This is a genomic window from Pseudarthrobacter sp. PS3-L1 (assembly GCF_030063285.1).
GTDB lineage: Bacteria > Actinomycetota > Actinomycetes > Actinomycetales > Micrococcaceae > Arthrobacter.
This window is the reverse complement of sequence record NZ_JASISU010000001.1, coordinates 397,925-410,905: the sequence shown is the minus strand read 5'-3', so window position 1 is coordinate 410,905 and position 12,981 is coordinate 397,925. Positions and strand designations below refer to the sequence as shown.

Below are 12,981 nucleotides of genomic sequence, written 5' to 3'. Positions count from 1 at the left end.
ACACCACGCACCCATACACACCACAACTCTTCCCACAACTTTCCAGAAGGAGCGCATCCCATGCTTTTTGAACGCATCTACGACGAGGACCTTTCCCAGGCCAGCTACCTGATCGGCTGCCAGGCCAAGGGTGAGGCCCTGGTTGTTGACGGTCGCCGCGACATTGCCGTCTACCAGGCCCTTGCTGAGAAGAACGGCATGAAGATCGTGGCAGCAGCCGAGACCCATATCCACGCGGATTACCTCTCAGGCACCAGGGAACTCGCTGCAGCGACCGGGGCAGCAATCTATGTTTCAGGTGAAGGCGGAGCCGACTGGCAGTATGGGTTTGACGGAACGCGGCTGTACGACGGCGATTCCTTCGCCCTGGGAAACATCACCATCAGGGCCCTCCACACTCCCGGCCACACACCCGAGCACCTTTCCTTCCTGGTCACTGATGGAGCGTTCAGTGACCAGGCCGGCTACCTACTCTCCGGCGACTTCGTTTTCTCGGGTGACCTGGGGCGGCCAGATCTCTTGGATGAGGCCGCCGGAGGCATTGATACCCGCTTTGCGGGCGCCAGCCAGCTGTTTGCCAGCCTGCGCGACAAATTCCTGACATTGCCCGACTACGTCCAGGTCCACCCTGCCCACGGCGCCGGCAGTGCCTGCGGCAAGGCACTCGGATCAATCCCCTCCTCCACCGTGGGCTATGAAAGGCTCTACGCCTGGTGGGGCCCCTACCTCGATGCCAACGACGAGGCCGGGTTTATTGCCGAGCTCCTTGATGGCCAGCCAGACGCCCACGCCTATTTTGCCCGCATGAAGCGTGAGAACCGAGAGGGACCCGCGGTGATGGGGACGCGGAAACCGCTCACGGAGCTGAACACCGCCGACGTTGCTGGCGGCCTCGCGTCAGACACGTTCACCTTTGTGGACACCCGCTCCAGCACAAACGTCCATCAGGGTACCGTCACCCGGTCCTTGAACGTCCCAGCAGGCAAGTCAGTGGCCAGCTTCGGCGCCTGGGTGGTCGACCCGGAGACTGACCACAATCCCCTGGTGCTCCTGGCTGACGGCCAGGAGCAGGCCCAGGAGATGTGGGATCACCTAGTCCGGGTTGGCATTGACAACGTTGCCGGCTATGTCACGGGGATCGACGGCCTCCCCCAGTTCACCCCGGAGCTGGTCCAGCCCGCTGACCTGGCGGAATTCAACGCTGCGATGGTCCTGGATGTGAGGAACCGGACGGAGCACACGGCCGGCCACATTCCAGGATCATCCCAGCTCAGCGGCGGCCGCGTGATGTGGCACCTGGATGAACTCCCCGCCCAGGGCAGGATCGTCACCTACTGCCAGAGCGGCGTGAGGAATTCGGTAGCCGCAAGTGCACTGCGGCGGGCCGGGTACGACGTCGTCGAACTGGACGGCAGCTACGCCGCATGGGCCGCCGAGCAGCAGGAATCCGTTCCCGTTTCCTGACCCGGCCCGGAGCCCCGCCAGGGAGCCCCGGGCGGGTACATCCGGGGAAAAGACAGCTACGCTGGGTAAGAGCTGAACCCGCCCGCCACCCCAGGCAGTGCGGGAGGGCCGAATACCTGAGGAGAGAACGTGTCAGGGACCAACCCGGATCCAGAAGAAGACAACATCACCGGCCTTGAGCCCGGCGGTGGCGTGCCACCGGGAGAGACGCCCCCGGGCGAATCGGCTACGGCCGGAGACCAGGGACACGATGAAGGCGGCGGTGGCGGTAGGGGGCTGCAGTTCGCGATCATTGGCGCGATCGGCGTCGCTGTCCTGCTCTTCATCCTGTTTTTTGTGGGACGCATTGTCGGCATGTTCTGAGCTTGCCCCTGCTGCCGGCTGAACCCATCAACTCACTGAAGCCGTCCGAGGACCGGGCGGCTTTAGCTGTTTTCCGCCACGGCCGTTCACCTTTTCAGGACCAGGTAAAAAATCCCTGACCAGTTTTGCGTCCCAGTTCTCCGCGCGCCACTTTGTCCCGGAGGATCTGTGGCGGGGCAAACCTCTCACCCAGCGTGGACTCAAGGTATTCAGCGATCCCCAACCGAACGTCAAGGCCAACTATGTCAGTGGTGCGCAGCGGTCCGGTGGGATGCCGGTAGCCCAGGACCATAGCGGCGTCAATGTCCTCAGCTGATGCCACACCCTCCTCCACCATGCGCATGGCCTCCAGAGCAATCGCCACGCCCAGCCGGGACGAGGCAAAACCCGGTGCGTCATGGACAACGACAGCGGTCTTGCCGAGCGCGGCCACCCACTCCCCTGCAGCCTGGGCAAGCTCCGCGGAGGTTTGCTCCCCCAGGACCACTTCGATGAGCGTGGACGCCGGGACGGGGTTGAAGAAGTGCAGGCCCACAAAGTTCCCTGGCCGCTGCAGTTCGCGGGCCAGCCCGTTCACGGACAGCGAGGACGTGTTGGATGCTAGGAACGAACCGTCCGCGAGGTGCCGTTCAATTCCCTGCAGGGAGGAGACCTTGAGGTCCCAGTCTTCCGGGACCGCTTCCACCACCAGCGCTGCCCCACTAAAATCGGCGTGGTCCGCCGAAACACTCAGCCGGTCGGCGTAGTCTGCCAGGCCACCGCCAAGACCGCGTTCCAGGCTCTTGCCTACGGCATCAAGGACCCGCTGCCTGGCAGCCTCGGCGGCTGTACTGTCGCGTTCCACCACCATCACGTCCGCACCGTGGGTCAGGAAAGCGTGGGCGATCCCGGCGCCCATCCGACCGCCGCCGAGCACTCCAACGAGCCCGGGAAGTGCTGAGGTCCCGGCGGTTGGGCTGATACTGGCTCCCGGGGCTGTGAGTGATTGTGTTTGCTGGGGGTTGCCTGCTGCAGGGCTGGTGGGACTCATGGCTTTGTTTCCTCCGTGGTGGCTTCGGCATTAGAGGGTAGCGTCGATGCTGGGCTGGGCTGGTTCTTACGGTCCAGGAAGGCTTGCATCCGGTCCAGCTTGGCCTGGGATTCGAAGAGGATTCCCTGCGCGAGCTGGTCAATCACGGGGTGTGATTCTGGTGGCGCGTGGAAAACAGATTTGGTGATCCGCACGGCCAGCGGGTCCTGACTGGCAATCCGATCCGCCAGGGCGTGAGCCCCGGCCATCAGGTCCGTCGGCTCGTGGACCTCCGTGATGAGCCTTGCGGCCAGAGCTTCCGGGGCCTTCAGGACCCGGCCTGTCAGGAGGATGTCCTTGGCGAGGGGCTCACCAACCAGCTCCCGGAGACGCCAGGTGGCACCAGCCGCTGCCATGATGCCAAGCCCGGTCTCTGGATTTCCAATCCGCAGCGAGGGCGTTCCAATGCGGAAATCCGCTGCGTAGGCCAGCTCGGCACCCCCGCCCAGGCAATACCCGTCAAGGGCGGCAATGACGGGCATGGGGAGTTTGGCGATCCGGACAAAAAGCGAAGAGTTGATGCCCTGCAGGGCATCGTCGCGTCGACGCTGCCGGAGCTGTCCAATATCAGCGCCAGAGGCAAAGACACCACCGGCACCGGCCACAATCAGGATCCGCGGATGCGTTTCCAGACTCTGGCAGATTCTGTGCAGTTCATCAACCATGGCCTGGTCGATTGCGTTGCGGACTTCGGGACGATCCAGCAGGACAACCACGCGATCCGGCAGTTCCGTCACCTGCAGCGTGGTGTAGGCGTTTTCCTTGTCCCCCGCCATGGTTCAGACCCTTTCCAGTAGCAGGGCGGTGCCCTGGCCAACACCAATACACATGGTGGCCAGCCCCACGGCAGCATTTTCGCGCTCCATCCGGCCCAACAGGGTCACCACAAGCCGGGAGCCGCTCGAACCAAGCGGATGCCCCAGTGCAATGGCGCCGCCGTCGTTGTTCACAATGCCTGGGTTAAGGCCCAGGCGTCGAATAACAGCCAGGGACTGACTTGCGAAGGCTTCGTTGAGCTCAACAGCACCAAGATCGTCCAGGGAGTAACCGGAGCGCTGCAGGACCTTCTGGGTTGCTGGAACAGGTCCGATTCCCATCAGTTCCGGCGCACAGCCAGCCGACGCTCCGTGGACAATCCGGGCTCGCGGCACCAGGCCCAGCTTCCGAATTGCGGCCTCCGAGGCAACAACAATCGCTGATGCGCCGTCATTGAGGCTTGATGCATTGCCTGCCGTCACCACCGACCCACCAGCTACCACCGGACGGAGCCCACTCAGGACCTCGGACGTGGTCCCCGGGCGCGGTCCCTCATCGGTGTCCACTACTGTGTCGCTTTTGCGGCCCCGCACGGTAACCGGGGCAATCTCCTCGACAAAGCGCCCCGCCGCCATGGCGTTCAGCGCCTTCTGGTGCGACGCTGCAGCGAACTCGTCGGCATCTGCCCGGCTGATGCCGTCCACCCGGGCCACTTCCTCTGCCGTCTCAGACATCGAGAAGGTCATTTTCCCGTCGCGGGACAGTTCACCCTCCTGGAAAAGCGGATTGATGAAGCGCCACCCAATGGACGTATCAAAGATCTGGCCGGGTTTGGCAAAGGCCGTGGTGGGTTTCTCCTGGACCCACGGTGCCCGGCTCATCGATTCGACACCGCCGGCAATGACGACGTCGGCAGCACCCGAGGAGATCATCTGACCGGCCATGATGATGGCACTCAGCCCTGAGGCGCAGAGCCGGTTGACAGTAATACCCGGTACTTCCAGGGGAAGGCCAGCCAGAAGAGAAGCCATACGGGCAACGTTCCGATTTTCCTCACCGGCACCGTTGGCATTGCCAAAGATGACCTCCTCAACAGCGTGCGGGTCCAGGCCGGACCGGGACACCGCGGCCCCAATGGCAATCGCGGCAAGGTCGTCAGGCCTGACGCTAGAGAGTGCCCCGCCGTAGCGACCCACGGGGGTGCGGGCCCCGCCTACCAGAAACGCCTGTGGTCCTGCTGCTGATCCCAAGGCCCATACTCCTCTTGCGGTAACCGCGTTGTTGGTGCTCGGTACGGGCCGGCGTTATCCGCGCCAAGAGCATCTGATAATCCGCAGCCACGAGTTCTGGCATGCGGGCCAGCATCAGCACCAGATAATTACCGACCGTTCGTTCACTAAAGATTACACGCCCGGGCCCCTAGGCCACCACCACACCGAGGTGTTGCGCCATCAGCCCGGCCAGCGAATCGAGCTGATCCCTGTCAATGACAACCCCGGCCAGGCTGCCAAGTCCGTTGATGCCCCGGAATTCACTGCCGCGCAGATCAAAGTCCCGGAGCCTGGCACCAGTGATATCAAGGGTGCCAATGGTGCAGTTACTCAGGGATACCCGGGCGGCCGTTGCTGAGCCAAGGTCCAACTCATTGATGATGCAGTCGCTGATGAGGACATCCGTCAGCTTCGATCCGCGAAGGTTCAGGTAATCGATTTTTCCGCCGTCGATGCGCACCGATTGCCAGCCGCTCTCATAGACCTCGGCTGAACCCAGCCGGGGGTTCGTGAGCAGGACCTCGCGCCAGGTGCTGCGCGGGGCCGAAAAGACAGGCGCATACAGCTCCGCAAGCAAGCTGTCCTTGAACCCGGCGCCGCGAAGCTGGGTCTCATTCATTGAGACGGAATCAAAGCGGCACTCGCTGAAATCGGCGCCGTCGAGCTCCTGGCCATCCAGCCGAAGCCCGGAGTATGCCATGCCGTCGTGGCGATCTCCACGACGGATCACTGGCCGTTCGTCTGCCCGCAGGTTGTCAAGATTCAGGACGGGGAGGCGTGGAGAGGCGATCTTGCGGGTCATTGACCAATCCTAGTTGCCAGGTCCAACCGAGAGCAGTTACCTACTTGAATTAGTCAGCACACTGACTATATGGTGGAGGGGCTTTGTACTAACGGATTCAACGAAAGGTGACCACTATGGGACTCGGAGACAAAATCCAGAACGCCGCTGAAGGCGCCATGGGTAAGGGCAAAGAAACCGTTGGCAACGCCACCAACAACGAACACCTTGCAGCTGAAGGCCAGAAGGACCAGGTCAAGGCCGACGCCAAGAAGGTCGGCGAGAACGTCAAGGACGAGTTCAAGAACTAGTCTCACTGCAGGATTGGCGGCGGGTCCCTTGGGGGGCCCGCCGCTTTGCGCTGTTAATCATTCTTTCAGCCTGGCCCGCAGCACCAGGCAGTGGGTCTAGCCTGTCCCCATGACATACGTCGATCTGAGCACCGAAAGCCAAGCTGCGGGTGGCTCCCCCGCACTGAGCGGATACCTGGCCACCCCACCAGGACCCGGCCCCTTCCCAGCAGTTCTGATGATTCACGAGGCATTCGGCCTCAACGACATGATGCGCGGCCACGCAGACCGTCTCGCCCGTGCCGGTTACCTGACCCTCGCGGTGGATCTCTTTACGGCCGGCAGCACCAGGCAATGCCTGGTAAGCACCATGCGGAGCATGGTCAAGGGTGTTGGCCTGCCGTTCAAGGACATCGCGGTGGCCCGCTCCTGGCTTGCCACGTCCCCGCTGAGCACTGGGCGCACCGGTGTCATCGGATTCTGCATGGGTGGAGCGTTTGCCCTCCTGGTGGCGCGGGATGGTTTCGACGCAGCCTCCGTCAACTACGGAAAACTGCCCTCGGACCTGGAGGACAGCCTCCGTGGTGCGTGCCCTGTCGTGGCCAATTACGGAGGCAAGGACAAGACGCTCAAGGGCGCGGCAGCCAAGCTTGAGACTGTGCTCGATACCTTGGGCATCGAGCACAGCGTCAAAGAGTTTCCCACCGCAGGACACGCCTTCCTCAACGAGGCAGAGTCCGGGCCCAAGGCGCTGCGCCCCCTCATGCGCGTCATGGGGATCAAACCGGACCCCGAGGCATCGCCAGAGGCGTGGCAGCGGATCGAGGACCACTTCGGAAAATACCTCAACGCCTAGGTTCAGAACCGCGACGACGGCGGCAGCCACCTCTGCGTGGTGACTGCCGCCGTCGTCGTTCTCCCGCCGTTGATCCTCCGCGTGCGGCACCGGGCCTATGCCGGGTGCCGCACATCCCTAACTGAAGAGTTCACTCAAAGGTGCGTTGTTGCGGACCCTCCGCCAGCCAATCCACAGAATCAGGGCAAAAAACGGGATGGTAGCAAGGGTCCATAGTCCCAGCAGGAAAACCTCGCCTGTGTCGCTGGTCATGGTGTCAAAACCGATCAGGATAGTGATGATCAGCAGCGAGACAAGGCCAGCCCAGCTGGTCCACGGAGCACCTGGCATGGGCAGCGACGAAACCCTGCCCTTTTTCTTCCGCAGCATGATCTGGCAGGCGAAGATGGTGCTCCACGTGAAAATGACGCCAATCGAAGCCGTGTTCAGTGCCAGATCAAATGCGTAGGAGCCGCCCAGCCAAACGTTGAGCAGGATGCCCACCAGATAGACGCTTGCGATAGCGAGGATGGCGGCGTAAGGCACATGCCGGGAGGACATCCGGGTCAGCCACTGCGGAGCATGTCCGTTGTTCGCCATGGTGCGGAAAATCCGGCCAATCGAGTAGAGGCCGGAGTTGCACGAGGAAAGGGCTGCGGTGATGACGATCATGTTCATCACATCCCCCACCCAGGCAAGGCCCATCTGGCCAAAAACGGTGACGAAGGGGGAGGTTCCTGCGACGTACTGGTCAGATGGCAGAAGCATCGCCAGCAGCGACACCGAGCCAACGTAGAACACGACAATTCGGAAGACCACGGCACGGATGGCACGGGGGACCTCGCGCTCGGGGTTTTTCATTTCGCCTGCGGTAATGCCCACCAGTTCAATGGCGTTGTACGCGAAAATGACGGCGTTGAGGACCAGGATCATGACCAGGGCACCCTTGGGGAACATCCCGCCGTCATCGGCAAAGAGATTGTTCACCGAGGCATTGCCATCCCCCACCCTGGCATTGGTGATGACCATGAATGTGCCCACAGCCAAGAAGATGACAATGGCTCCGACCTTCAGGCACGATGCCCAGAATTCGAACTCACCGAACGCCTTGACGCTGAGCAGGTTGACACCCACCAGTAGCACCAGCGCTGAAATCGCAGAAAGCTCAACTGGGACGTTGGGGAAGAAGAACTGGAAATACAGGCCAATTGCAATGAGTTCGGCAATGCCTGTCATGGCCCAGTTGATGAAGTACATCCAGCCTGAGAGGAACGCGCCCTTGCGTCCGAACATCTCCCCGGCGTAGCTGACGAACGAGCCGGACGTCTGCCTGTACATGATGAGTTCACCGAGCGCACGCATCAGGAGGTAGGCAATGACGCCCGCAATGGCGTAGGAAAAAATGAGCGCTGGACCGGTTGATGCCAACCTGCCGCCGGCTCCCATGAAGAGTCCGACGCCGATTGCGCCACCCATGGCGATCATTGTCACGTGGCGTCGACCCAGCGTTTTCTGGTAGCCCTCGGCGCTGAGGGTGGATTCCGCTGCCGGGGCTGTGCTCGGCGCATCCTGAAGTTCTGAAGAGGTGTTTTTGGGCACGAAAGTTCCTTGCGGTTGACGGTCAGCCAGATGCGGAGCTTCAGCAGCTGAGATATCGAAAATTCGACCGTTAGGCGCCATTGCAGCTCAACGTGAAGTAAATCTCATGATGTGCCGAAGCTCAGAACGGCTCGTTTATCCTACAAGAAGGGATTGGGCTCACCTGGACGCGCTATGGCCCAGCTGTCTGACCAGCCAGATTTTTTGCGCCGGCAGGTCGCGGCAGCCCTATTCTGCGCTCAGGATTCCGTCCGCCATGGAGTAGCGCAGCCATGTTTCTTGCCTGACGTCTGGCGACTGCCTGGCACACCTGTTGAACCTTTCCCGCAATGCCCTGTCGTGGCTTACCATCACCAGGGTTCCACCGAATCCAGCGAGCGCGTCCTCCAGCTGCTCCATCAGAACCGGTGCCAGGTGGTTGCTTGGCTCGTCCACAATCAATGTCCCGTACCCGCCCAGGAGGAGCCGCGCCAATGCAAGCCGCCGCTGCTGCCCGGCGGAAAGGCTGCCCACCGGCACATAAAAGTCCCGGGTCCGGAACAGGCCCAGATCCAGCAGCGCACCCGCATGCTCGTCAATGCTTCCAACCCTGCCAGCAGCAAATGCCGGAAGGAGCCGCATCTCTGGCCGGGCTGGGAGATCCAGTTCCTGCTTCAGGTAGCCAATATCGTCTGGCCGTTCGACTGTTCCACGCTCCGGATCCAACGCCCCGGCAAGGACCGAGAGCAAGGTCGATTTTCCAGCGCCGTTTGCGCCAGTAATGAGGATCTTCTGCCCGGGACCGGCAATAAAATCTGTTGCCGCCAACCTTCCCTGTACCGCGACGCCGCGAGCGTTGAGGCCCCGGACACGTCCAGAATCCACAGCGGGCCTTTCGACGTCTGCCGTACCCAACTCCGCCGTCCCGAGGTTGGCTGCCAGGGACAACGGCACCGGCGGCCTGTCGACAGGCGCAGCCTCAAGGCGACGCAGCCGCTCCTGGGCGTTGCGCACCTTGCTACTTGCCGCCCGCTGCCAGGTGCCCGCCTTGAAGTCAAAGCCCATTTTGTCGTTGTCGTTCTGGCGCCCGTAACCCATGGTTCCAGCCACAGTTTCCGCCTGGTGCTGTTCTGCGGCCATGGCCTCCTGCCAGGTCTGGTATTGCTGGATCCACCGTTGGCGTTCGGCGATCTTTTCGTTGAGGTAGCCGCCAAATCCGTTGCCGTAGCGCGTCACGGTGCGCCGATCGGCATCGACCTCAATCATGGTGCTGGCAACCTTGCGTAAGAGCACGCGGTCATGGGAGACCACCACCACTGTTCCCCGATGCGCGGCCAGGCGTTCTTCCAACCACACTGTTCCGCGCGCGTCCAGATGATTGGTTGGCTCATCCAGCAGCAGGATGTCCGCGGGATCAGCCAGCACACAGGCCAGCGCAACACGTTCCTGTTCGCCACCGGAGAGGGAACCCAGGTTACGGTTCCTGTCCAGTCCACCGAGCCCCAGCCGGTCCAGGGCAGCCTCAACCCTGGACTCTGCCGCATAGCCCTCACGAAGCTGATACTCAGTCTGGAGCTGGCTGTAGGTCTCAAGCTCGTGCGCCTCGGCATCCGCGAGGCCGGATTCGAGCCGGTCCATATCCGCTTCCAGGGCGCGCAGCGAGGCCAGTGACTCATCAATCGCCTGGCCAACACTGAAGGTGTCAGGCAGTCCGGAAGTCTGTGAGAGGGAGCCCCGTGTCCATTGATCGGATTCAATGAGCGGGCTCAACCGGAGGAGGCATCAGTGCAGCCCAGCATAGGGGCCGCTGGTCAGGACTTCATGGCTCAACCCTGCCTCGCTGCAGGCCCAACGTCAAACGCGCGGGCTTGTCCCCCTCATTGATCACTGCGGGCATCCCGTGCGTACCTGAGCCGCAGTGGCGCCGGGGAGATAGGCTAAAAACATGACCACCACACGGACTCCGCCTGCCCAGGACCTGGGGCTGTACCGCTTCTCCGGTCTCGACTATACGGCCGCAGCGCTTTATCTTGCGGCATTGACCGGATTCACCCTGGCTGGCAATTACCTTCTGGGGCTCATCCAGAACCTCGGCACCAGCCCTGCCGCAACGTCTTACGCGGCAAACCTGATCTTTTACGGCGTGGTGGGCATCTTCGCGGTCCTGGCCGCCCGCCGGGTCCTGGTCCGCGATACCCGAGTCCTGGCAACCCGGCCCTGGTTTACGCTGCTGATGATCCCGACGGCCGTGATCGCGATGCTGGTCTTGACGGCCATTGTGGTGGCCGTGGGTGGTGCGCCCGAAACCTCTGCCAACCAGGCGGGAATCCAGGCACTCATGCAGCAGGTACCAGCATGGCTGATCGTCCCGCTGCTGGTCTTGGTGGGGCCTTTTGTCGAGGAGTACATCTTCCGGCACCTGCTGATCGGCAAGCTGGGACGTTACCTGAACGTCTGGCTATGCTGCGTCCTGTCAGTGGTGCTCTTCGCGGCACTTCACATTGTGGGCCAGGAAGCCATCACGCTGACGGCGCTGTTGCCCTACCTCGCCATGGGCGTGGTCCTGGTGGCGGTCTACATGTGGACGGGGCGCAACGTGGTTTTCTCCTACCTGGTGCATGCCGCCAAGAACTTGCTGTCAGTGGTCCTGATCTACGCAATCTCGCCCGAACTGATGGAACAGCTCCAGCAAGTCCAGGGCTGAGGCAGCCGGAGCGCGGCTGCTACACCCTGCGGACGCGTACATTGACCACTGTGGTACCCACCGTCCGGCCGGCAATGAAAACTTTGAGGCCGTCCGTGGCGTTGGTTCCCCCTAGGTAGCGGTATGCCTCACCCGGGTTATATATCGCCGGGCTGTCCGGGTGTCCGGCAATGCCCGGGCCAAAATCGATCACGTCGTTGCCCGCGCGATACGATCCCATCCCCGCGGTGAGGACATACACACCTGGCTCCCCCGTGGCCTCGACGCCAGTGAGCTCTCCGCCATCACGGAATGTGAGCTCCAGGGCAAAAGATGTCTCGGCTCCGGCAAAGGACAGGACAAGATCAGCGCCGTCATCGCGCGGGGTCACCGCCACATCAGTCCTGAGGTGATGCGGCACCGTGGGCCGGTGGTCAAAGTCCATGCTGGCGCTGAAGCGTCCTTCATGGCCCAGTGCGTAGATGCCGTCGGAGCGGTGCCGTTCGGGGGGTAGAGGCAAATAGAACGTGGCCTCCTGCTCCTCGTGAAGCATCACCCGGGGCCCGCCACCGCGGGTCTGGTCAGTTGCCGCTTCGAGGATCGCGGTGCTGCTGCGGAAGGGTCCAAGATCGAAGAAGCTCCGGGAGAGGCGAACATCGCTCAGCAGCGCCTGGCCATGGCATAGGCGCAAAAACGTGGGGTTGCTGGAAAGCCCAGAGACTACGCCGGGGATGAGATTGTCGCACCCGCCGTACACGGTCAGAACCTGCCCTTGTGACTGGAAGCGATGAATCCCGCAACTCGCCAGCTCAGTGTGCGCCGGCACCATGCCCAGCGGCAGGGAGGTGCCACCATTTTCGACGCCGGGCAGCTGGGTTCCGATCCACGGGTCCAGCCGGGTGCGGGCAAGGGCCTTTGCAGGCTCCACCAGCGGAAATCGGGAGAGCCAGGCCGCAGCCCTGGCAAACTCAACGTTGTGGTCCTGGTTCGCCATCCGGCGGTAAAGCAGCGTGAAGGCCTCGCCATCAAACCGCGACCATTGATCCTGGCGACGCGAGAACAGGGATTCAACGCTCCCATCCTCGGAAAACCACTGCAGGAAGGCCCCAAGGTTCCGGCGCACATGGTCCAGCAGTGCAGGCTGCTCCGCGTAGTCGGCAATGGCCAGTAGCGAAGGGTTCGTGACAGCTGTTGCGTAGAGGGGGCTGCGCTCTGAGTACATCCCGTCGGGTAGTTGGTCGATTCCCTCGGCCAACCACTGTTCGATTCTCGCCCCGATCTCGGGCCGCGGCGTTCCTTCGCGCTCATGCAAAGCGTGGATGCGCGCCAGGGCGGCGCACAGTTCCCAGCGGTGGTTGGGCGTATGCACTCCACCTCCCACGAGTGCGTCGGTGACCTTGGCGACGATGCCGCGAAGACGACGGACGACGTCGGCAACCACACGGCGGCCGACGTCGTCACTCCTTTCGGGGTCACCGGATGACTCCCCACCGGGTTGGTCATCACCTGCAACTTCCGGGAGCGAATCCAGCGAAGCGGCACCGGCAATTTCCAACGCCATGCAGGCATCGTTGATGGTGAATGCCGAATCGGGCGGAGAACTGAGGTTGGTGCCGTCAAAGAGGCCCGAACTGCCCTGTAGGCCTTCCAGCCGGGCAACACACGCTGCCATGCCAGCCGGCAGGAGCGCTGACCTGTAGTGGGCGGAGTTCGGCTCCGAATACACTGTCAGCAGCGCCAGCAACCTGCTCATGGCGGGCCGGTGTGCAAGCTCTGCCACAGGTGCGACGGCTGCTGCGACAAAAGCATCAGCAGAGGTCACCAGGCCCGCGTGAAATACCAGGTCTGGCGCAGTTGTCCGCTGCAGGGTGGATCCCTCGGAGGAAGTCAT

12 protein-coding genes are annotated in these 12,981 nt (G+C 62.5%); 5 read left to right on the top strand and 7 right to left on the bottom strand.

All coding sequences use genetic code 11. From position 1 onward, the window contains the following. The first annotated feature begins 60 nt into the window (after positions 1-60). Complete coding sequence (locus QMG79_RS01930) at positions 61-1,464, top strand: MBL fold metallo-hydrolase (protein ID WP_283536877.1); 1,404 nt, start codon at positions 61-63, stop codon at positions 1,462-1,464. Positions 1,465-1,593: 129 nt separating this feature from the next. Next, positions 1,594-1,827, top strand: coding sequence for a DUF6480 family protein (locus tag QMG79_RS01925; RefSeq protein ID WP_283536876.1), 234 nt, complete (start codon positions 1,594-1,596; stop codon positions 1,825-1,827). 94 nt (positions 1,828-1,921) lie between these two features. On the opposite strand, the gene QMG79_RS01920 is transcribed toward QMG79_RS01925, so the two are convergent. From QMG79_RS01920 to QMG79_RS01905, 4 genes are all read right to left on the bottom strand, one after another. Beyond that, a complete protein-coding gene (locus QMG79_RS01920; RefSeq protein ID WP_502934690.1) occupies positions 1,922-2,725 on the bottom strand; it encodes a 3-hydroxyacyl-CoA dehydrogenase family protein in 804 nt (267 codons plus the stop codon). A gap of 128 nt (positions 2,726-2,853) precedes the next feature. Then, entirely contained in the window at positions 2,854-3,672 is an 819-nt protein-coding gene (locus QMG79_RS01915) for an enoyl-CoA hydratase/isomerase family protein (RefSeq protein WP_283536874.1), read from the bottom strand. Positions 3,673-3,675: 3 nt separating this feature from the next. After that, the gene (locus QMG79_RS01910; RefSeq protein WP_283536873.1) at positions 3,676-4,902 is read right to left on the bottom strand and encodes a thiolase family protein; all 1,227 of its coding nucleotides are present in this window, start codon (positions 4,900-4,902) and stop codon (positions 3,676-3,678) included. 169 nt (positions 4,903-5,071) lie between these two features. Then, positions 5,072-5,725 (bottom strand): pentapeptide repeat-containing protein, encoded by a 654-nt coding sequence (locus tag QMG79_RS01905; RefSeq protein ID WP_283536872.1) that lies wholly within the window; start codon positions 5,723-5,725, stop codon positions 5,072-5,074. 116 nt (positions 5,726-5,841) lie between these two features. Between QMG79_RS01905 and QMG79_RS01900 the strand changes: the two genes are divergently transcribed. Both QMG79_RS01900 and QMG79_RS01895 read left to right on the top strand, forming a co-directional pair. Beyond that, positions 5,842-6,015, top strand: coding sequence for a CsbD family protein (locus QMG79_RS01900; RefSeq protein WP_283536871.1), 174 nt, complete (start codon positions 5,842-5,844; stop codon positions 6,013-6,015). A 109-nt stretch (positions 6,016-6,124) separates the two neighbouring features. Further along, positions 6,125-6,850 (top strand): dienelactone hydrolase family protein, encoded by a 726-nt coding sequence (locus tag QMG79_RS01895; RefSeq protein ID WP_283536870.1) that lies wholly within the window; start codon positions 6,125-6,127, stop codon positions 6,848-6,850. 117 nt (positions 6,851-6,967) lie between these two features. Here the strand turns inward: QMG79_RS01895 and QMG79_RS01890 are convergent, their stop codons facing one another. Both QMG79_RS01890 and QMG79_RS01885 read right to left on the bottom strand, forming a co-directional pair. Further along, positions 6,968-8,428, bottom strand: a complete 1,461-nt coding sequence (locus tag QMG79_RS01890) for an amino acid permease (protein ID WP_283536869.1) — start codon at positions 8,426-8,428, stop codon at positions 6,968-6,970. A 228-nt stretch (positions 8,429-8,656) separates the two neighbouring features. Then, the gene (locus QMG79_RS01885) at positions 8,657-10,177 is read right to left on the bottom strand and encodes an ABC-F family ATP-binding cassette domain-containing protein (protein ID WP_283536868.1); all 1,521 of its coding nucleotides are present in this window, start codon (positions 10,175-10,177) and stop codon (positions 8,657-8,659) included. 175 nt (positions 10,178-10,352) lie between these two features. On the opposite strand from QMG79_RS01885, the gene QMG79_RS01880 reads away from it, so the two are divergent. Then, positions 10,353-11,111 (top strand): CPBP family intramembrane glutamic endopeptidase, encoded by a 759-nt coding sequence (locus tag QMG79_RS01880; RefSeq protein ID WP_283536867.1) that lies wholly within the window; start codon positions 10,353-10,355, stop codon positions 11,109-11,111. A 19-nt stretch (positions 11,112-11,130) separates the two neighbouring features. On the opposite strand, the gene QMG79_RS01875 is transcribed toward QMG79_RS01880, so the two are convergent. Continuing rightward, positions 11,131-12,981, bottom strand: coding sequence for a hypothetical protein (locus QMG79_RS01875; RefSeq protein ID WP_283536866.1), 1,851 nt, complete (start codon positions 12,979-12,981; stop codon positions 11,131-11,133).